The organism is Rhizobium sp. 3T7, from assembly GCF_020166565.1.
In the GTDB taxonomy this organism is placed as follows: Bacteria; Pseudomonadota; Alphaproteobacteria; order Rhizobiales; family Rhizobiaceae; genus Rhizobium.
Map to the genome: position 1 here is coordinate 1 of NZ_JAIQXS010000028.1, position 19,443 is coordinate 19,443.

The 19,443-nt window shown below is 60.0% G+C and carries 21 protein-coding genes and 1 pseudogene; 12 read left to right on the forward strand and 10 right to left on the reverse strand.

Annotated elements, in window-relative coordinates; all coding sequences use genetic code 11:
* Positions 1 to 35 precede the first annotated feature (35 nt).
* On the reverse strand, positions 36 to 419 hold the full coding sequence (locus K9B32_RS26015) for a GNAT family N-acetyltransferase (RefSeq protein WP_224567693.1): 384 nt from the start codon (positions 417 to 419) through the stop codon (positions 36 to 38).
* Positions 420 to 542: 123 nt separating this feature from the next.
* Positions 543 to 761, reverse strand: a complete 219-nt coding sequence (locus K9B32_RS26020; RefSeq protein ID WP_224567695.1) for a hypothetical protein — start codon at positions 759 to 761, stop codon at positions 543 to 545.
* A 395-nt stretch (positions 762 to 1,156) separates the two neighbouring features.
* On the opposite strand from K9B32_RS26020, the gene K9B32_RS26025 reads away from it, so the two are divergent.
* From K9B32_RS26025 to K9B32_RS26035, 3 genes are all read left to right on the forward strand, one after another.
* A complete protein-coding gene (locus tag K9B32_RS26025) occupies positions 1,157 to 1,627 on the forward strand; it encodes a nucleoside deaminase (RefSeq protein WP_224567697.1) in 471 nt (156 codons plus the stop codon).
* A 20-nt stretch (positions 1,628 to 1,647) separates the two neighbouring features.
* Entirely contained in the window at positions 1,648 to 2,190 is a 543-nt protein-coding gene (locus K9B32_RS26030) for an AAA family ATPase (protein WP_224567699.1), read from the forward strand.
* Between the two features lie 179 nt (positions 2,191 to 2,369).
* A complete protein-coding gene (locus tag K9B32_RS26035) occupies positions 2,370 to 2,717 on the forward strand; it encodes an HlyD family efflux transporter periplasmic adaptor subunit (RefSeq protein WP_263491143.1) in 348 nt (115 codons plus the stop codon).
* Between the two features lie 134 nt (positions 2,718 to 2,851).
* On the opposite strand, the gene K9B32_RS26040 is transcribed toward K9B32_RS26035, so the two are convergent.
* Entirely contained in the window at positions 2,852 to 4,009 is a 1,158-nt protein-coding gene (locus tag K9B32_RS26040) for a molybdopterin-dependent oxidoreductase (RefSeq protein ID WP_224567703.1), read from the reverse strand.
* An 805-nt stretch (positions 4,010 to 4,814) separates the two neighbouring features.
* On the opposite strand from K9B32_RS26040, the gene K9B32_RS26045 reads away from it, so the two are divergent.
* The 6 genes from K9B32_RS26045 to K9B32_RS26070 all read left to right on the forward strand — a co-directional run bounded on the left by K9B32_RS26045 (position 4,815) and on the right by K9B32_RS26070 (position 10,910).
* Positions 4,815 to 5,537, forward strand: coding sequence for a FadR/GntR family transcriptional regulator (locus K9B32_RS26045; RefSeq protein ID WP_224567705.1), 723 nt, complete (start codon positions 4,815 to 4,817; stop codon positions 5,535 to 5,537).
* Positions 5,534 to 6,700, forward strand: coding sequence for a PLP-dependent transferase (locus K9B32_RS26050; RefSeq protein WP_224567708.1), 1,167 nt, complete (start codon positions 5,534 to 5,536; stop codon positions 6,698 to 6,700). Before K9B32_RS26045 ends, K9B32_RS26050 begins: the two co-directional genes overlap by 4 nt.
* Positions 6,701 to 6,737: 37 nt before the next feature.
* Positions 6,738 to 7,997: an ABC transporter substrate-binding protein gene (locus K9B32_RS26055; protein WP_224567710.1), complete on the forward strand. Its 1,260-nt coding sequence runs from the start codon at positions 6,738 to 6,740 to the stop codon at positions 7,995 to 7,997.
* 81 nt (positions 7,998 to 8,078) lie between these two features.
* Entirely contained in the window at positions 8,079 to 9,014 is a 936-nt protein-coding gene (locus K9B32_RS26060) for a carbohydrate ABC transporter permease (protein WP_224567712.1), read from the forward strand.
* Positions 9,015 to 9,018: 4 nt separating this feature from the next.
* Positions 9,019 to 9,849: a carbohydrate ABC transporter permease gene (locus K9B32_RS26065; RefSeq protein WP_007795427.1), complete on the forward strand. Its 831-nt coding sequence runs from the start codon at positions 9,019 to 9,021 to the stop codon at positions 9,847 to 9,849.
* Between the two features lie 5 nt (positions 9,850 to 9,854).
* The gene (locus K9B32_RS26070) at positions 9,855 to 10,910 is read left to right on the forward strand and encodes an ABC transporter ATP-binding protein (protein ID WP_224567714.1); all 1,056 of its coding nucleotides are present in this window, start codon (positions 9,855 to 9,857) and stop codon (positions 10,908 to 10,910) included.
* Between the two features lie 10 nt (positions 10,911 to 10,920).
* On the opposite strand, the gene K9B32_RS26075 is transcribed toward K9B32_RS26070, so the two are convergent.
* The 5 genes from K9B32_RS26075 to K9B32_RS26095 all read right to left on the reverse strand — a co-directional run bounded on the left by K9B32_RS26075 (position 10,921) and on the right by K9B32_RS26095 (position 15,826).
* On the reverse strand, positions 10,921 to 11,748 hold the full coding sequence (locus K9B32_RS26075) for a cell wall hydrolase (RefSeq protein ID WP_224567716.1): 828 nt from the start codon (positions 11,746 to 11,748) through the stop codon (positions 10,921 to 10,923).
* 267 nt (positions 11,749 to 12,015) lie between these two features.
* Positions 12,016 to 13,062 carry a sulfate/molybdate ABC transporter ATP-binding protein gene (locus K9B32_RS26080; protein ID WP_224567718.1) on the reverse strand — a complete coding sequence of 349 codons (1,047 nt, stop codon included), beginning with the start codon at positions 13,060 to 13,062 and terminating at the stop codon, positions 12,016 to 12,018.
* 10 nt (positions 13,063 to 13,072) lie between these two features.
* On the reverse strand, positions 13,073 to 13,945 hold the full coding sequence (cysW, locus tag K9B32_RS26085; protein WP_224567730.1) for a sulfate ABC transporter permease subunit CysW: 873 nt from the start codon (positions 13,943 to 13,945) through the stop codon (positions 13,073 to 13,075).
* A complete protein-coding gene (gene cysT / locus K9B32_RS26090; protein WP_224567732.1) occupies positions 13,935 to 14,792 on the reverse strand; it encodes a sulfate ABC transporter permease subunit CysT in 858 nt (285 codons plus the stop codon). Before cysT ends, cysW begins: the two co-directional genes overlap by 11 nt.
* 8 nt (positions 14,793 to 14,800) lie before the next feature.
* Entirely contained in the window at positions 14,801 to 15,826 is a 1,026-nt protein-coding gene (locus K9B32_RS26095; RefSeq protein ID WP_224567734.1) for a sulfate ABC transporter substrate-binding protein, read from the reverse strand.
* A gap of 89 nt (positions 15,827 to 15,915) precedes the next feature.
* Here K9B32_RS26095 and K9B32_RS26100 point away from each other — a divergent pair, with 89 nt between their 5' ends.
* A complete protein-coding gene (locus tag K9B32_RS26100; RefSeq protein ID WP_224567744.1) occupies positions 15,916 to 16,272 on the forward strand; it encodes a hypothetical protein in 357 nt (118 codons plus the stop codon).
* 3 nt (positions 16,273 to 16,275) lie between these two features.
* On the opposite strand, the gene K9B32_RS26105 is transcribed toward K9B32_RS26100, so the two are convergent.
* The gene (locus K9B32_RS26105) at positions 16,276 to 16,731 is read right to left on the reverse strand and encodes a PTS sugar transporter subunit IIA (protein WP_224567746.1); all 456 of its coding nucleotides are present in this window, start codon (positions 16,729 to 16,731) and stop codon (positions 16,276 to 16,278) included.
* Between the two features lie 369 nt (positions 16,732 to 17,100).
* Between K9B32_RS26105 and K9B32_RS26110 the strand changes: the two are divergent.
* Positions 17,101 to 17,316 (forward strand): annotated as a pseudogene (locus tag K9B32_RS26110) (NADP oxidoreductase); the annotation flags it as partial.
* A 160-nt stretch (positions 17,317 to 17,476) separates the two neighbouring features.
* Positions 17,477 to 18,520: an NAD(P)-dependent alcohol dehydrogenase gene (locus tag K9B32_RS26115; RefSeq protein ID WP_224567748.1), complete on the forward strand. Its 1,044-nt coding sequence runs from the start codon at positions 17,477 to 17,479 to the stop codon at positions 18,518 to 18,520.
* 81 nt (positions 18,521 to 18,601) lie between these two features.
* On the opposite strand, the gene K9B32_RS26120 is transcribed toward K9B32_RS26115, so the two are convergent.
* Positions 18,602 to 19,438 (reverse strand): nickel-binding protein, encoded by an 837-nt coding sequence (locus K9B32_RS26120; RefSeq protein ID WP_224567750.1) that lies wholly within the window; start codon positions 19,436 to 19,438, stop codon positions 18,602 to 18,604.
* Positions 19,439 to 19,443: the final 5 nt, after the last annotated feature.

Sequence of the window (19,443 nt, forward strand, 5' to 3'; positions counted from 1 at the left end):
CCTTTGCAGTTTAAACCTGACCGATAATCTTAGCTCTATTTAAGCTTGATCAGGCCCGCCGTTGTCGGCCTGAAGCCGCAGCCTCGATAGAATTCCTCAAGGTGTGGTTCGAAATCGACGTGCAGCCAGTGAGCGCCGCGCTGCCGCGCCAGGCTCTCGGCCTCCCGTATGAGCCGGGTGGCTATCCCTTGTCGATGGAAATCCGGATGAACGCAGGTGTCCAGGATAAAGGCGTGAACGCCTCCGTCCCACGCCACATTAACGAACCCAACAATTCTTCGCCCTTCATAAGCTCCCACATGGCCAAGGCTGCGAGATAGCACGTCTGCGAAGCGACGCGGCAGTTCATTTCCCCAGGCTGCTACCCAGAGGGGACTTAGATCGAGAATGGACGGGAACGGGTCGACCTTTATCTCCAATTACGACTCCTCATGGGCCATAGGCAGACAAGCAAGGCGTCGCGACGGCCCAGCACTTTACCCACCGTTCCTTCGAGCGATGACCTCACCAATTCTCCCAGAGGGATATTCCTGCTCAGTCTACTACGTCCGATGTTCCTGCATGGACGATGCTGAGGCAAGCATGGTCACGGCAGTGGCGGTGACGAATAGGGACGAATGCGAATTGATGATCCGTCCCGACTCGAGCTTCAGGAGAGGTCCGTCGATGTCGATCACTTTCTCGGTGAAGGTCAGCTCGCCCCAGCCCTCGGATGTTCCCTCGATCATTACAAAACGATAATCGGTTCCGATATCAAACATTCAGAGGTCCCCCGGCCTCCTGATAACCTGTCATCTGGAACTGCAGTGTCAAGTATCATCGTATGCGACAGGCTTGAAAGGAGGTATGGGTGCAAGACTATCAGGCTCGACCCGGCGGGTTGTGACGCTGACGTCGGAAGATTTTGCTTGAGCTGCGGCCTCTCCGCCTTTCGGCTGCGGAAGGCAAATGGCTTGAAACTACCAGAAGCGGCTCACCAGGATTAACAACCTTCCAGCAATGTGTTACGTGGAATGCACCCGACGAGGAGGGTGGCTATGTCGACTTTCCGCCGGCCTCCTACCCCAGCCAGCATCTTCAATCTGATTTGCAGCCCCTTGGAAATCCGTTCGATTCAAAACAAAATCTTCCCGCTCTAGTTTTTGGGGAGACTCTGATGGAAAACCACGAGCCGTTTTTACGCGAGGCGATTGCGCTCTCGAAATCCGCGATGGAACACGGCGACGAACCGTTTGGCTCGGTGCTGGTGAAGGACGGCGAAGTAATCCTGCGCGCAGAAAACAGCGTCTTCACTGGCCACGATATGACGAACCACGCCGAGATGAACCTGGTTAAACTGGCGGCGCAGCACTACGACACTGCTTTTCTCGCTGACTGCACGCTCTACACCAGCACGGAGCCGTGCGCGATGTGCTCCGGGGCGATTTACTGGTCGGGCATCGGGCGTATGGTGTTTGCGTGCTCCGAGGCGCGGCTTGGCGAGATCGCTGGGATCGGGTTGAACGTGCCGAGCCGGGCGGTGTTACAAACCGGTGCGCGCATCGTCACTGTGGTTGGCCCGAACCTCGAAGACGAAGCCGCCGAAGTACATCAGGAATTCTGGCCGAAGCATCTGGGCAAGGCTTAGAGCCTCGGGCTCAAGACTCAATGAGCAAATTTGTAATTCTTTCTGGCTGTTCAGGCGACGGCAAATCAACCCTCCTTGCAGAACTTGCTAAACGGGGTTTTGCCGTTGCGGAGGATCCTGGGCGTCGCATCGTCAAGCAGCAACTTGAAAGTGCTGGCGAAGCTTTGCCATGGGTCAACATGGCTGCTTTCGCTCACAGTGCAATCAGAATGGCTCTTCAAGACTTGGTCGATGCTCAAAAGCGCTCTCGCTTGACCTTCTTTGATCGCGGACTCGTCGATGCTGTCGCAGCCTTGCACCACGCGACAGGAGAGGCAATTTCGAGCGATCTGATCGCCGCGAACCGCTATCACGAGGAGGTGTTTATGGCTCCTCCTTGGCATGAAATATACCACGCCGACCCAGAGCGACGTCACGGTTTAGAGAGTGCAATTGCCGAATATGAGCGCCTCATGAACATATATCCAGCACTCGGCTACAAAGTTCGAGTGTTACCAAAATTGGCTGTCGGTCAACGTGCCGATTACATCTTGAGGCACCTGCCTCAGGAGCTTTTACGATGAACCCCGCTATTCTCGATGACCGCAATGGGCTGCCCGCAGGGGGAAGGGGCACATCGGGCCATGACGCCACCGCATCAACGTCTCCACATTGTGGCCACCATGGTGATGGTGTCGCTGCAGCATAGAAAAGGGCAATCGATGTCGGGTACCGTCGGCTGCGTCGTGGGGCCGGCGAAGTCCTGATGAAGATCGGCCCGGAGCACGTTCCGCTGAAGGTGGAGGTGCGCATCAGCCCTCAGGACATCGATTCGATCCATCCGACGGACAAGGCCCTCGTTCGCGTCGTCGGGCTGAACCGTTCGACGACGCCCGACCTGCATGCAGAAGTCACGATGGTCGGGGCAGACCTCGCACAGGATCCGACGACGCACGTCACCTACTATCCGGTGGAGCTGAAGCTAGAGCCGGGAGAAGTCGACATGCTCGAGGACGGCGTCCGGCTCATCACGACCTCGAGCAGGACGTTTGCGCAGTACCTCTGGCAGCCGATCCGGCACCGCTTCTCGCGGGCGATCCGCGAGAAATAAACGACGATCCCGACCAAGGTAAATGGCACCCACGTGACGCGGTCTCTTAAGGCTAATTCTACCAGCAAGATCAGTTAATTAGGCTGGTTTCGCTTTGGGAACGTCCGATGCTTCACTGCGCTCACCAAGGTTTCTCAAACGATGCGAACGCGGCGCGTCACCTGGCCGTTGCTTTCCCAGTATGTGTGCTTTTTGGCGATCAAGGGATCGTTCATCGCCGGTTGAACCTGCCCCTTCGTGCCGATCGCCCGCGAGGTCACCGTGTGCTCTCCGGGGGAGGGATCTCTCCAATCCAGGGACCAGATCTTCCAAGCATGGTCGGCCTCCTCGCTGTGATCAATGATCGCAGACGTCCATGGCCCTCTGTCAATCTTCACGTCGACCTGTTTGATCGGCACCCCCCAGGCCGCCCCGATGATCCGGTAATCCGAGCCCTTCCGGGTGACCTTTGCGGGAGCGGACTTTATCCGGGATCGGCCAACCGAGGTCTCTGTCCACACGGTCTCGCCGTTGCGCTCCTCCTCCCGGATCGTGACATAGTCGCGGGCCATCAGCAGGTTCATGAAGCGCGAGTCGCGCACCTCGATGGTCTTCAGCCATTTGACGTTGGCGATCCCGTACCAGCCCGGCGCAATCAGCCGCAGCGGGAAACCATTGGCCGGTGGCAGTGGCGCGCCGTTCATCTCGTAGCAGAGCAGATTGTCGGGGTTCATCGCGTCGACGAGCGACATGCTCCGAGCGAAGTTCTGCTGCATCTTGATGTCGCGGTTTATGACCTCCCCTTTGTCGGCGCCGAAGAAGACAACCTCGACGCCGTCATCGAGGACGCCGGCTCGCTGCAGAAGGGGAGCGAGCGGCGTGCCCGCCCAGCGGGCATTGCCGATGCCGCCCGTGAAAAAGGGGAAGCCGTGGTTGCCCGAGCATTCGACCGTGAAAACGACCTCCTTGCGAGGCTGTTCCTTGATGTATGCAAGCGACAAATGCTCCAATGGCTTCGTGACCCGGCCCCCGATATCGAGCGACCACGTCCTCTCGTCGATCGTTGGTCGATTGAAATGAGAGATACTGAAGAACTTGTCGTTGGGAGTGATCCAGGAGTCCAAATCCTCCCAGACAAGCTGGGTCTGAATCCCTACCGGATTGCGATTTTCCGCAGGCTGATCAAGCCATGCAACGACTTCCTCGCCGGGTTGCGTCGGAAAAGCATGGGCCATAGACGCATAGAGGCCCGCGAATCCGGCAAGAGCCGCACTTCCTTGAACGATGAATTCCCTGCGCTGAAGATCAGGCATGTCTTTTCCTCCAGATCAAATCCGGAACGGGCTGCGACGCGCCTCCGGCCGCAGCCTGAGCACGGACATTCGCACAATGTCCACCTCGCGTGATGGGTGAAGCTCCCGGCTTCAGTTTCCTCAGTGGCGAAGGTCCAGCACAACTCGTTGCCTGACCTCGGGACAACCCAAAGAGGTCGTCTTATGAACCCGCTTCGATCTTGATTTCCTCGGTTTATCCGGGTGTCTTAATCTTTCGGGAACGGCACCCAGCGCCCCACCACGAGAACCTGTCCTGGCCGTTCCCTATACGCCCCGGAGGAAACGGCCCAATACTACCACGCAACATCGGTTGCAGATAGTTTCAATCGCAATCTACGAGTCGTATCGCGACAAAGCGTAGGCCAGCCGACAACGGGAATCCCTTGGCGGCGCGCTGCTGCCGTTCGTCCGTGCGCTTAAAATGCCGGAATAAACGGTCCGCCTTGACCCATTTGGGTCATGCGGAAACTGGACCTCCGCGATGTTCTTACGCTTTCCACGGGCGATCGCCGGACCACGCCGGGGCGCGTCCACGATGCCCGGTTCTCGAAGGGGGATGGCCGGAATGGTTATCAATATCGATCAAGCGATCAACCCGCAATTCGGGCACCCTTGGGGCGTCCCGCTCGATTACAACGGTCAATACGGATCCGGCCGGGTCGGATTCATCGGCGGGCTTCGCCTCACAAAGCAAAGACTCGCACTTGACGCTTTCCAAACTTTGCGAAATGCTAAGATGTCAGACCAATTTTAAGGTCGGCTGCCTATAGAAATTTGGGGAACCATGAAGGCATCAAGCAACGACAGGCCGGTTATCCGGCCGCTCCCGGCGATCGATCGGGCACGTCAGGTGACAGACGCCTTGGCCGATTATGTTCAGAGCGCACAGCTGAAGGCCGGCGATCGGCTTCCGGCAGAGCGTGAACTGATGTCAGCGCTGATGGTGGGCCGTTCGACGATCCGCGAAGCGATCCGTCACTTTCAGGCGCTGGGCGTCATCGAAACCCGTAAGGGCAGCGGCACTTACCTGCTGAAACCGGTTTCGAAGGCGACGATCCACATGCCGCTGTCGCTTGAAACCGGCCATCTGCGCGATGCGTTGCTGCAAACGCTCGAGGTACGCCGCGGGATTGAATGCGAGGCCTGCATGGTCGCCGCGCGAAAGCGGACCGACAAGGATCTCATCCTGATCGAGCAGAACCTCAACGAGATGGAACGCGTCCACATCCAGAAAGGCACATCGGGGCCGGAAGACCTCGCCTTCCATCTGGCAATCTACGATGCCACCCACAATCCGCTTTTCCGCCAGCTTCTCGAGCAGATGCGAGAGACTTTCTGGCAGTTCTGGGAGCACCCCTTCGAGCGCGAGGATTTTGCCCGCCGCTCCTTCCCCTTTCACCGTACGCTCTTCAACGCGATCGCTGCCCGGGACGCCGAGGCCGCGCGGGAAGAGACACTGAAAATCCTCGAAGTTGTCGAGGAAGATATCAAGGAAATGTCCAAATGAATAAGGGCGCAGACGCGTTCGAGCTTGCCTCGCTCATCACCGCACACGACGAAGGAAACTTCGCCGAAGCCGTCGTGCCGCCGATCTTCCAGACATCGCTTTTCACCTTTTCCGACTATGACGACATGATCTCCTCCTATCGGGGCGAGAAGGTCCGGCCGATCTATACGCGCGGCCTCAATCCGACTGTTCGCATGTTCGAGGAAATGCTGGCAAAGCTCGAAGGTGCCGAAGATGCGCTCGGCTTTGCAAGCGGTATGGCGGCGATCTCGTCGGCGGTGCTGTCCTTCGTCGAGCCGGGCGACCGGATTGTTGCCGTCAAGCATGTCTATCCCGATGCCTTCCGCCTGTTCGGTACGCTCCTGAAGCGCATGAAGGTCGAGGTGACCTATGTCGATGGTCGCGATGAGGAAGCCGTGGCGAAAGCGCTGCCCGGCGCCAAGGTCTTCTACATGGAAAGCCCGACGAGCTGGGTGATGGAAGCCCACGATGTCGGCGCGCTCGCGGCACTCGCCAAGAAGCATGGCATCGTCACCATGATCGACAACAGCTGGGCAAGCCCCTACTTCCAGCAGCCGATCTCACTCGGCGTCGATATCGTCATCCATTCGGCCTCGAAATATCTCGGCGGCCACAGCGACGTCGTCGCCGGCATCGTCGCCGGCTCGAAGGAGATGATTGCCCGCATCAAGGCGGAGGCCTATCCCTATCTCGGTGGCAAGCTCTCGCCGTTTGATGCCTGGCTTCTGATCCGCGGCCTGCGCACCCTGCCGATCCGTATGCGGGCGCATGAGGCGGCCGCGATGACGATCGCCAAACGCCTGCAGGAGCTCGACGTGGTGGAGACTGTCTGCCATCCGGGCCTTGCCAACCGCCTACCTGCCGGCCTCAACGGCACGTCGGGCCTGTTCTCCTTCATATTCCGCGAGGGCGTCGATATCCGCGCCTTCGCCGATCACCTCAAGCTCTTCAAACTGGGAGTGAGCTGGGGTGGGCATGAAAGCCTGATCGTACCAGGCGAGGTCGTCCTTCAGCAGAAGGCGCAACCGAATTCCGCGCATACCTTCGGGATCCATGCGCGGTCCGTACGTCTTCACATTGGCCTCGAAGGAACCGAGGCCTTGTGGAAGGACATTGAGGCGGCATTGGCGGTCGCCTCTTAAGTTCACAACCTCAAAAACCTGAAAAGGGGGAGCAAGCATGAAAAGACTGATCACCGCCACTCTACTCGCCACGATGATGGCCGGTACGGCACTCGCCGATACCACGCTCAAGCTGGTCGAGGTCATCACCAGTCCCGAACGCACCGAGACGCTGAAGTCGATCGTCGGCAAATTCGAGGCTGCAAACCCCGGCACCAAGGTCGATATCATCTCGCTGCCCTGGAACGAAGCCTTCCAGAAGTTCGCGACAATGGTTTCGGCCGGCGATACGCCTGACGTCATGGAAATGCCCGACACCTGGCTTTCGCTCTATGCCAACAACGGCATGCTCGAAAGCCTCGAGCCTTATCTTGCCAAGTGGGAGCACACCAAGGGCCTGACGCCGCGCGCGCTCGAACTCGGCCGCGACGTCAAGAACACCGCCTACATGTTGCCCTATGGCTTCTACCTGCGTGCGCTGTTCTACAACAAGAAGCTCTTCCAGGAAGCTGGTGTTGCCGAACCACCGAAGACGCTCGACGATTTCGTCGCCGCCTCCGAGAAGGTCTCCAAGCTCCCCGGCAAGTCCGGCTACTGCCTGCGCGGTGGTCCGGGCGGTCTCAATGGCTGGGTGATGTTCGGCGCGACGATGGCGGGCTCCAACAAGTTCTTTAACGAGGACGGCACCTCGACTATGAACAGCGAAGGCTGGGCAAAGGGTCTCGAATGGGTCGTCGATCTCTACAAGAAGGGGCTGACGCCGAAGGACAGTGTCAACTGGGGCTTCAATGAAACCGTCGCCGGCTTCTACTCCGGCACCTGCGCCATGCTCGACCAGGACCCAGACGCTCTGATCGCCATCGCCCAGCGCATGAAGCCGGATGATTTCGGCGTCACCAAGATGCCGGCTGGTCCGGGCGGCAAGGCGTTCACGACGATCGGCTTCGCTGGCTGGTCGATGTTCACGACGAGCCAGAACAAGGATCTTTCCTGGAAGCTCATCGAAACGCTTGAGGGGCCGGAAGGCAACATCGAGTGGAACAAGCGCACCGGCGCCCTGCCGGTCCACACCTCGGCCGAGAAGGATCCCTTCTATGCCGGCGAGCAGTTCAAGGGCTGGTTCGAGGAACTGGCTGATCCGAACGTCGTTCCGACGGTGATGCCGACCTATCTCGAGGAATTCGCCTTCTTCAAGGACTCGCTCGCCATCAAGACGACGCAGCAGGCGCTTCTCGGCGACATCACGCCGAAGGAACTGGCTGACCAGTGGGCAGACTATCTGACCAAGGCACAGCAGAAGTTCCTCGCCAAGAAGTAACGGACCACCGGCGGCGGATTCGTCCGCCGCCCCTTCAGTTTCTTGCGACGGCGCAAAGCGCCGCGAAACGGACTTTGCCTGATGACCATCACTGCCGATACGCTAGACAGGCGCCAGGATAGGCGCCCCTGGCTGAAGCGCATCGCCGATGCCTCCGAACCCTATCTTTATAGTGCGCCGTCGCTCATCCTGATCATCGCGGTGATGCTGGTGCCACTGGCGATCGGGATTTCCTACGCATTTCGCGACATCCAGCTGCTGAATCCGTTTTCGGGCGGCTTCATCGGGCTTGATCACTTCCATGCACTCTCGAAAGACGCGGCCTTCTACGGTGCGCTGAAGAATACGCTCTTGTGGACAGGCGCCTCCGTCTTCCTGCAATTCGTCTTCGGGCTCACTCTCGCGCTGCTGCTCGACAAGCCTTTCTGGGGCAGGGGCGCCGTGCAGGCTCTCGTCTTCCTGCCCTGGGCGGTTCCTTCCTTCCTCGCCGGTCTGAACTGGGCCTGGCTGTTCAATCCCGTGATCGGGCCAATCCCGCACTGGCTGTTTGCGCTCGGTCTGATGAGCGAGCCAGGAAATATCCTCTCCGATCCACAACATGCCATGTGGGGACCGATCATCGCCAACGTCTGGTGGGGCATTCCCTTCTTCGCGATCACGCTGCTCGCGGCCCTGCAGGCAATCCCGCGTGACCTCTATGAAGCGGCCTCCATCGATGGCGCCGGCTGGTTCCAGCGTTTTCGCTCGATTACCTTGCCCTTCCTCGCGCCGACCATTGCCATCACCGTGCTGCTGCGCACCGTCTGGGTCTCCAATTTTGCCGACCTGATCGTCGTCATGACGGGCGGCGGACCGGCCGACCGGACGCAAATCGTCGCCAGCTACATCTTCACGCAGGCCTTCAGGCGCCTCGACTTCGGCTACGCCTCGGCGATCGCGCTGGTGCTCTTGGTGCTGCTGCTTGCCTATTCGATGCTGATCATCCTGCTGCGGCAGACCCTGCTGAACAAGGATTGATGTTATGAAGCGGTCCATTCTCCCCACCCTCGCGCATCGCCTGGCCATTCTCTGCTACATCGTGTTTGCGCTGTTTCCGCTGTTCTGGCTGCTCAAGGTGTCGGTGACGCCGAACGACCTGCTCTACACAGAGGGGGTCAGGATGTGGCCATCGAGGACGACATGGGAACACTATTCCTTCGTCATTCAGCACAGCGCTTTTCCGACCTTCTTCAAGAACAGCCTGATCGTGTCGGCCTCGACCGCCGTCGTCGTCACGATCTGCGCCTCGCTTTCCGGCTACGCCCTGTCGCGCTTTAATTTTCGGGCCAAGTACTGGATCGTCGCGCTGATGCTGCTGACCCAGATGTTCCCGCTTGTCATGCTGGTTGCGCCGATCTTCAAGATCCTGACGCCGTTGCATCTGACAAACAGCCTCACCGGTCTCGTCGTTGTCTACACCGCCTTCAACGTGCCCTTCGCCACCTTCCTGATGCAGTCGTTCTTCGACGGTATCCCGAAGGATCTCGAGGAGGCGGCCATGATCGACGGCGCAACGCAGTTCACTGCCTTCCGGCAGATCATCCTGCCGCTGACGCTGCCTGGCATCGCGGCAACGCTCGGCTTCGTCTTCACCGCTGCATGGAGCGAGCTGCTCTTCGCCCTGATGCTGATCAACGGCAACGACGCGGCAACTTTCCCGGTCGGGCTTCTGACCTTCGTTTCCAAATTCTCCGTGGATTTCGGGCAGATGATGGCGGCGGGCGTGCTCGCGCTCATCCCGGCCGGTCTCTTCTTCCTGCTCATCCAGCGTTATCTCGTCCAGGGCCTGACGGCCGGCGCGGTCAAGGGTTAATCAAAATGGCATCGATCGATATCCAGAACGTCAAGAAGGCCTACGGTCCCGTCAAGGTGCTGCACGACGTCGATCTGAGGATCAAGGACGGCGAGTTCGTCGTACTCGTCGGCCCGTCGGGCTGCGGCAAGTCCACCCTGCTGCGCATGATCGCAGGTCTGGAGGAGGTTACCGGCGGCGAGATCCGCATCGCCGGCAATCGCGTCAACGAACTGCATCCGAAGGACCGCGACATCGCCATGGTGTTCCAATCCTACGCGCTCTATCCGCACATGAATGTCGCCGGCAACATGAGCTACAGCCTGAAGCTTCGGAAAACCGCCAAGGAAAAGATCGCCAGCGCAGTCGGTGCAGCCGCCTCCAAGCTTGGCCTCGACCCACTGCTGGAACGCCGGCCGAAGGCGCTTTCGGGTGGCCAGCGCCAGCGCGTCGCCATGGGTCGCGCCATCGTGCGCCAGCCGAAGGCCTTCCTCTTCGACGAGCCGCTGTCGAACCTCGACGCCCGACTGCGCGAACAGATGCGCGCGGAGATCAAGAAACTGCACGGCGACCTGAAGGCGACCTCGATCTACGTCACCCATGACCAGATCGAGGCGATGACGCTGGCGGACAGGATCGTTGCCATGCATGGCGGCGTCGTGCAGCAGGTCGGCAGCCCGCTGGAACTCTACGATCGCCCTGCCAACCTCTTCGTCGCCGGCTTCATCGGCTCGCCGGGCATGAATTTCCTCGACGCGACCTATGCTGACGGTGGTGTCCGTCTGAAGGATGGAACGATCGTTCCTTTGGCTGCGCCGCTGTCACTCGCAAACGGCGCCAAGGCCACGTTGGGGATCCGGCCGGAGCATGTCGTCATTGCCGATCAGGGCGGTCTGAACGCGGACGTCGAATTGGTCGAACCGACGGGATTCGGCATCATCCTGCATCTGTCGCTGCACGGTCTGCCGTTCAAGATCTTCACGCTCGACCGTGCTGCGCTGACAGCCGGTCCAACGATCAGCGTGTCGTTCCCCGCGCAGCATCTGCACGTCTTCGACACGGATGGAAACAGAGCAATATAGGAAACGAGCCTCAGCCGTGGGCAAGGCTGCCGCGCAGCACGGCATCATTGAAGGCTGGTCTCGGCGTCGGAATGGCGACCGGCATCACCGCTTCAGTGGTGATGGGCACCGCCGTTTCCGTCGGGGTCGGCACGGCCGGTTCTGTTCCCAATGTGGCCCCTGACCCCGGCATTGGGATCGGCACCGGGACGGTGGTTGGAACGAGCGCCGCAAACTGTGCTGGCATCAGGCTCTGTCCGGGCAGATAGTTCATGGCAACTTCATATGAGGGCAGGGGCGCTGGCGTTTGCAGCTCGCCGTCCCGGCCGCGCTTCTCGTAAAACGCATTGCCGCCGGCAATCGCCACGTAATGCATGTTCCGGTACGGGAACTTCAGACCGTCTGTGTGAAAGAACATCGCGTCCTTGACACCCGGATGCCGTTCGCCACGCAAGATTGCGTCGGCAGCGTCAGTCAGTTCGATCTCGGCCATAGGCTCGACTTCGCGCGTCATTACACCAGGGGCGAACTGCCTCTCCTGGGCAACCACGCCGCAGATCGAATCGGGATAGGCACCCGACGTCAGCCGGTTCATGACCACGGTTCCGACCGCCATATAGCCGTCGCGATCCGAATGCTCGGATTCAAAGTACATTGCCCGCTTTAGGCAATCGCGATCCTTGGCAGTATAATTGAAGGTGACTTTTGTCTGCTGCGCCGTCTGCGCCGCGTTCCTTGGCTTGGCGGCCTGGCTAGCCACCTTTGGAGCCGGTTGCTGGGCGGTCGTGCAGCTCGCAGCCGCCATGCCCGCAAACAAAATCCCGGCGAGAGATTTTCCCAACGCTAGATGCGCCCTCAATGGCAGGTGCCCCCTATCTGGAGTAGTAAGCCCTTCTCGATTAAGTGGTCGCTTTTCTACCTGCGTTTCGGGTAAATTTCAAACCCAATTAGTATCACAATTTGATTTGGCCGCCTTTTGCCTGCTGAGCCGGCTGATTCGCGATCGCATAACGCACTGAAAGCGATGATGGTCGCCATCGCAGGTGACGTTCGCAGTCGTCGAAATCAGCCTGCCGTCACACGCTGATTCGGGGCGCACCAAACCGCATGAGCCCCGTTCCTATCCTTATCGCGCTGCGCGGAACAATTTCCACCGCTTCGGTCGGAAGGCGATCCGGCTGCGATCGAGGCTTCCGGCCTGCGACGGCGACAGTTCCAGTTCGATCGGTGGATGCCTCTTGCCGATGTCGACCTCGATGTGGCGCGTGCCGGCGACGCGCCGGCTGGTCGTCAGCAAGCCGGCGATGCAGCCACCGCAACCATCTCGCAATTCGATGTCATGTGGCCGGAAGTAGAGCTGGGCATCCCCATCCGCTTCGTTTTCGACCTTGAGCCCAAGCGGCCGGTCCTCGAACCAGATTTCTCCACCATTGACCTGCACGTCGAGACAGTTGGACTGTCCGACAAAGCCGAAGACAAAGGGAGAGTTCGGGTTGTCATATACCTCATCGGGTGTTCCGACCTGCTCGATCGCGCCCTGGCTCATGACGACAACGCGGTCGGCGAGCTCCATCGCCTCGTCCTGGTCATGCGTGACGAAAACGGTCGTGTGACCCGTGCGATCATGGATCTCGCGCAGCCATTTGCGCAGGTCCTTGCGCACCTGGGCGTCGAGCGCACCGAAGGGCTCGTCGAGCAGGAGCACGTTTGGTTCGACCGCCATGGCGCGCGCGAGCGCGACGCGCTGGCGCTGGCCGCCGGAAAGCTGGGCCGGATAGCGCTTCTCAAGACCGGACAGTTGGACAAGGTCGAGAAGCTCCAGCGCCCGCCTGCGGATTTCCGCCTTGGGTGGCCGTCGCGCGCCATCACGCACGTTCAGGCCGAAGGAGACATTGTCGAGCACGGTCATATGCCGGAACAGGGCATAGTGCTGGAACACAAAGCCAATATTGCGCTGCTGCACGGTCTTCTTCGACGCGTCCTCGTCGCCAAAGTAGATCAGCCCTTCCGTCGGGCTCTCGAGACCGGCGATGAGGCGCAACAAGGTCGTCTTGCCGGAGCCGGACGGCCCCAGCAGTGCGATCAGTTCGCCGGAGCGGATGTCGAGCGACACGTCGTGCAGCGCCGGAAACCGGTCGAATTCCTTGCGCAGGTTTTGAACGCGAACTTCCATTCTAATTCCTTCAGTGCCGCCGGCTGGCGGCTATTTCTTCGCTGTATCGCATCTCGAGCAGCGTCTTCAAAACCAGGGTCACGAGTGCAAGCAACGCAAGCAGGGTGGCAACGGCGAACGCGCCGGTGAAATTGTACTCGTTATAGAGAATTTCCACCTGCAGCGGCATAGTGTTCGTCTGTCCCCGAATATGGCCGGAGACCACCGATACGGCGCCAAACTCGCCCATCGCGCGAGCATTGCAGAGCAGCACGCCGTAGAGCAGACCCCATTTGATGTTGGGCAACGTCACATGCCAGAACGTCTGCCAGCCGCTGGCACCGAGCGAAAGCGCCGCCTCTTCGTCGCCCGTTCCCTGTTCCTGCATCAGCGGGATCAGTTCGCGCGCCACGAAGGGGAAGGTGACGAACATGGTGGCGAGGATCAGCCCGGGAACGGCAAACAGGATCTTGATGTCGTGGGCGCTCAACCAGTGGCCAAGATGAGTGTTGGCACCAAGCAAAAGGACGAACACCAGGCCTGAAATGACAGGCGAGACTGAAAAGGGCAAGTCGATCAACGTCGTCAGGAAGGCCTTACCCTTGAACTCGAACTTGGCAATCGCCCAGGCAGCCGCCAGGCCAAAGATCAGGTTGAGAGGCACGCTGACGCCCGCGACGATGAGGGTCAGACGGATGGCCGAAAAGGTCTCCTCGTCCTGCAATGCCTCGAGGAACGCCCCGGCACCCTTACGGAACGCTTCGACGAAGACTGCCGCCAAGGGTAGAAGCAGGATGAGCATCAGGAAGATGAGCGAGGCAAGGATCAGCGTCCAACGTGCAAACCGGTGCTCGGTAACGGCGGAACGCACCTTTGTCGGCTGAAGGCTTGTATCAAGCGCCATAGCCATACCTCCGTCTGCTCCAACTCTGGATAAGGTTGATAACCAACAACATGATGAACGAGATCACCAGCATCACGGCGGCGATGGCTGTCGCGGCTGCATAATTGTATTCTTCAAGCTTGATGACAATCAGCAACGGTGCGATTTCCGACCGGAACGGAAGGTTGCCGGCAATGAAGATCACCGAGCCATATTCGCCGACCCCACGGGCAAAAGCGAGCGCGAAGCCGGTCAGAACAGGTGGCGCCAATCCGGGTAGAAGCACATGAAAGATGGTCTGAAGACGAGTGGCGCCGAGCGTAGCGGCGGCCTCCTCGACCTCCTTGTCGATCTCCTCCATGACAGGCTGTACGGTGCGCACCACGAAAGGCAAGCCAACGAAGACGAGAGCAATGACGATACCGAGTGGCGTGAAGGCGATCTTGATGCCGAGCGGCGTCAGGAACTGCCCGATCCAGCCGTTCGGTGCGTAAAGGGTCGCAAGCGCGATACCGGCCACGGCGGTCGGCAGCGCAAAAGGCAGGTCTACCATGGCATCGATGACGCGCTTGCCGGGAAAGCGGTAGCGCACCAGCACCCAGGCCAGCACGACGCCGAAGGCAGCATTGATGCAGGCTGCCGCAAAGGCGGCGCCGAAGCTGATGCGCAAGGCGCTCAGGGTGCGAGGATCGAAGGCAATGGCCAGGAACTTTGCCAAGCCGAGCTCGCTTGACCGCCAGGCAAGGCCCGAAAGTGGTATCAGGATCAGAAGGGTGAGCCAGGTCAAGGTAAGGCCGAGCGCCATTCCAAAGCCTGGAATGACGCTCGGCCGTCTGAACCGCCACCGCGTGGGGCTATGTGCTTTCATGCGACGTATTATTGTGCCGGCTTGTAGATTTGGTCAAATACGCCGCCATCGCCGAAGAATTTCGGCTGCGCTTCCTTCCAGCCGCCGAAATCATCGATCGTCGCCAGCTTCAGGTTCGGGAAGCGCGCAATGTCTGCCTTATCGGCCGCTTCGGGCTTGGTCGGCCGGTAGAAGTGCTTGGCTGCAATCTTCTGGCCCTCGTCCGAATAGAGATAGTTCAGGTAGGCCTCCGCGACCTTGCGGGTCCCCTTCTTGTCGACGTTGCCGTCAACAACGGCGACCGGCGGGTCAGCGCGGATCGAGAAAGTCGGCGTCACGATCTCGAACTGATCGGGACCGAGTTCTTCCAGGGAAAGATAGGCTTCGTTTTCCCAGGCAAGAAGAACGTCGCCAAGGCCACGCTGGACGAAGGTAGTCGTTGCGCCACGCGCGCCGGTATCGAGAACCGGAACATGCTGCAGGAGCTTTGTCACGTATTCCTGCGCCTTGGCGTCATCGCCGCCATTTGCCTGCTTGGCCCAAGCCCAGGCCGCGAGGAAGTTCCAGCGGGCACCGCCTGAGGTCTTCGGGTTAGGCGTGATGACCTGGACGTCGTCCTTCACCAGATCGCCCCAATCCTTGATGCCCTTAGGATTGCCCTTGCGGACAAGGAAGACGATCGTGGACGTGTAGGGCGTCGAATTGTTCGGGAATTTCGTTTTCCAATCAGCGGGAATCTTGCCGGTCTTTTTGGCAATCGCGTCGATATCGCCCTCGAGGGCAAGGGTTACCACGTCGGCATCAAGCCCGTCGATCACCGAGCGCGCCTGCGCGCCGGACCCGCCATGCGACGCCTTGATCGTCACCGCCTCACCGGTGTCCTTCTGCCACTTCGCAGCGAAGGCGACGTTGAAATCCTTGTACAGCTCTCTCGTCGGATCGTAAGATGCGTTGAGAAGCGTCTGGTCCGCGAATGCGGGAGCGACAGCCCCGATTGCGACGCTGCCTGCCAGCGCCACAGCCGCGAGAAGCCGTGTAATCCTTATCGACTGCATGGAAAACCTCCTTCGTTTGTGGCTGAAACTCTACCAAGTTGGTCGTATAATGAAACGAAGAATGTTTCTGTTCCAAGCCTGAGTCTGGAATGGCATCCCATTTGAGGCGCGCTTTGGAAATGGACGTGCTCTCCTCGGCCACGGCAAAATCCGAACGACAGGCACGCGACGGAGACCGTCTGCCAGCACTTACCCTTCGTGTTTGCAAGATCTTCATTTCCAACAGCGAGACCGATGTGGTCGCCAGCAACGAGACGAACCATGTTTCGATCCGCGATCAGTACGAAGGCGACGTCATCACCGCCGGTATCGCTCTGGACGAACTGGACGACCCCTACGACCCCAAGCCCGGCGAGGGCCGAACACGCTGGGCGTTGCCGGACCGCCTTTGGAAGGCTTCCTCCGGTCCCAGCGCGACGCCTGACCGATCCCCCGCATCCATCTGATCGTCAAACGCGCGAGTCGGCCAGGAAATCGGAATAGAGCTCATCGGCGGTTCTTGCCTGGCGCATGGCAGCCAGAACCCCCGGCGTCTGCAACTGACGCGCGATTGCCGCCAGCACGTTCAGATACTCGCCGCGGTTCGCCTCGCCAAACAGGAGCGCGAAGGCAATATCGGTTGGCACGTCGTCAACGGCCTCGAAATCAAGAGGCCGCGCGAAGCGTACGAGCAAGCCACGCGGATGCGTCATCCCTTCGACGACGGCATGCGGAACGGCTACGCCATTGCCGATGCCGGTCGAGCCAAGGCTCTCCCGGCTTTCCAGGGCTTGCAATATCTTCCTTTCTTCGATGCCGAAGGCGGCGGCGGCCTTCTCCGCGATAGACTGCAGCCCTCTCCACTTCGTCGCCACCGACACGCCGATGAAGCTGTGCTCGGGACGGATGATCATCGAAAGGTCCATGAAGTCTCTCTTGTCATTTGTGCAAGGACGGCCGGCGAGCGCCGAGCTCGCACCCGAGCATCGTTGCCATTGTCGCAAACTGATTTCCCGAGCCGCATTGCTCCCGCGTTCATATGCCCGGACGAGATAAAGGTTCGAGCGTGGTAGGCGACCACAAATATAAACACCACATAAAGATCATCCAAATTTTCAATGAATGCTTGAAGATGATTCAGATGATCACCCGCTTATTGAGAATGAATCGGCGACCGATATTCACGCCGTCGAACAACGAAGCCCTGGAGTGACCGAAATGACCAGAATCGAAAACCTTAGCGGCAAAACCGCGCTCGTCACCGGCGGCTCGCGCTCCATCGGCGCTGCTATCAGCTGCAGCTACATCTTCTCTCTGGCAGCCCTGCAGCCGAAGGCGGCAAACGCGTCCTGTTCTATTCCGGCGACGACGCAAGCGCCAAGGTGGTCGGCTCCCTGATCGAAAAACTAGGCTTCTTCGGCATCGATCTTGGCCCGCTCGCCCTCGGCGGCAGCCTGGTGCAGTTTCCGGGCGGGCCGTTGCCCGCTTTGAACCTCATCAAGTTCGGCTGATTCCTCGCGGGATATCCCCTTCTGAGATGAGCAATTCACCATTTCATGAGCAAAAGCCTTTGCAATACGATTGAATTGCTGCGGCGTCGGGTCTTATAGTCCTTCCAAAGCCGCGCCGGCTGAGAGACGGCGCGGGGAGGCAATCGGGAAGGAAAAGACAATGGCCAAAGTCCGCGCGCTGGTGCTCGAGCGCCAGCATGAACTCGCGCTTCGCGACATCGATCTGCCGATGGACACCGGTCCGGGACAGGTGAAGATCAAGATCCACACGGTCGGCGTGTGCGGTTCCGATGTCCATTATTACACCCACGGCAAGATCGGCCCCTTCGTGGTCAACGAGCCGATGGTGCTCGGCCATGAAGCCGCCGGCACGGTCGTCGAGGTCGGTGCCGGCGTCACGCATCTGAAGGTCGGCGACCGCGTCTGCATGGAGCCAGGCATTCCCGATCCCAATTCCAAGGCGAGCCGGCTCGGCATGTACAACGTCGATCCGGCCGTGATCTTCTGGGCGACGCCGCCGATCCATGGTGTCCTGACGCCCGAGGTCGTCCATCCTGCCAACTATACCTACAAGCTTCCCGACAATGTCAGCTTTGCCGAAGGCGCCATGGTCGAACCGTTCGCGGTCGGCATGCAAGCCGCGACGAAGGCGAAGATCGTCCCCGGCGACACGGCCATCGTGCTTGGTGCCGGCCCGATCGGCACGATGGTGGCCGTCGCTGCTCTTGCCGGCGGCTGTGCCCGCGCGATCGTCGCCGACCTTGCCCAACCGAAACTTGACATTGCCGCCCAATACCAGGGCGTCATCCCGATCAACATCCGCGAGAAGAACCTCGCCGAGGAGGTGACGCTGCTGACCGATGGCTGGGGTGCCGATGTGATCTTCGAATGCTCGGGTTCGCCCAAGGCCTGGGAAACCATTATGGAACTGCCTAGACCGGGCGGCGTCATCGTTGCCGTCGGCCTGCCGGTCAATCCGATCGGCTTCGACGTTTCCACGGCCTCGACAAAGGAAATCCGCATCGAGACCGTGTTCCGCTACGCCCATCAGTACGAGCGCTCGATTGCGCTGCTCGGCTCTGGCCGTGTCGATCTGAAGCCGCTGATTTCAGAGACGTTCACCTTCGAGGACTCCATCACGGCCTTTGATCGCGCCGTCGAGGCACGTCCGAGCGACGTGAAGCTGCAGATCGTGATGGAGTAGCGCGATGCCGACGCACAAGGCCGGCGCCGTTTTGAGGACGGCGGCCAGCCTTGCTATCATCTGGAATGGTAGGATCGGGGCTTACGTCGGTCGAGCCCTTTCCGCATCGGCCCAATCGCACTCGAACGCCAGTACCGGCTTCGAAAACCCCTTGAGGCGCTTGCGCGTCGCATTGGCGAAAAGATCGGCCGCACCGTGCTCTCTAAAGATGCTCTCCGATACGAGGATCTGATCACCGCCGGCTGCCGCACAGAGCCGTGCAGCCAGTTGCACGGTCGAGCCGAAGAGATCGTGGCTGTCCTCGATCGGCTCGCCACAATCAAGCCCGATCCTGACATGGATGGGTTCCGGCGTGCCGCCGTTGTAGGTCCTGAATTCGCGCTGGATGCTCATCGCACAGCCGACGGCGGCGTGCGTGGAGACGAAGGAGGCCATGATGCCGTCACCGGTGTGCTTGACCTCTCTGCCTTCGCATTGCGCCAGACAGCGGCGTACGATTGCGTCATGCGCCCGTACCAGCTCGGCAGCCATGCGGTCACCGAGCCGCGAAGTCATCTCCGTCGAACCGACGATGTCGGTAAACAGGATCGCCCTATGCCCTGCATCCCTTTCGACGCCGGTCTGGCCCGCTTTCTGTTCGGGTTCGTGAATGCGCCCGAGGAACGCCTCGACCGCCGACAGCGCCACCTCGACCACTTCGCCCGCGATAAAACCATGTGCCTCGCGATGAACGCATTGCGCGGTTTCGGCATCCGGTGCATCGATCAGACAGAACGCCGTCCCGCGCCGCTGATCGTACCAGTAGGTGAGGAACTTCACCCCATACCGATCCTCAACCGCCAGATCCCTGCGGTGCGCTTCGGCGATGTCTTCAGCGGATGTCCCCGCAAGTTCATGCCGGTCCATGAAGATAGCCACGTGCG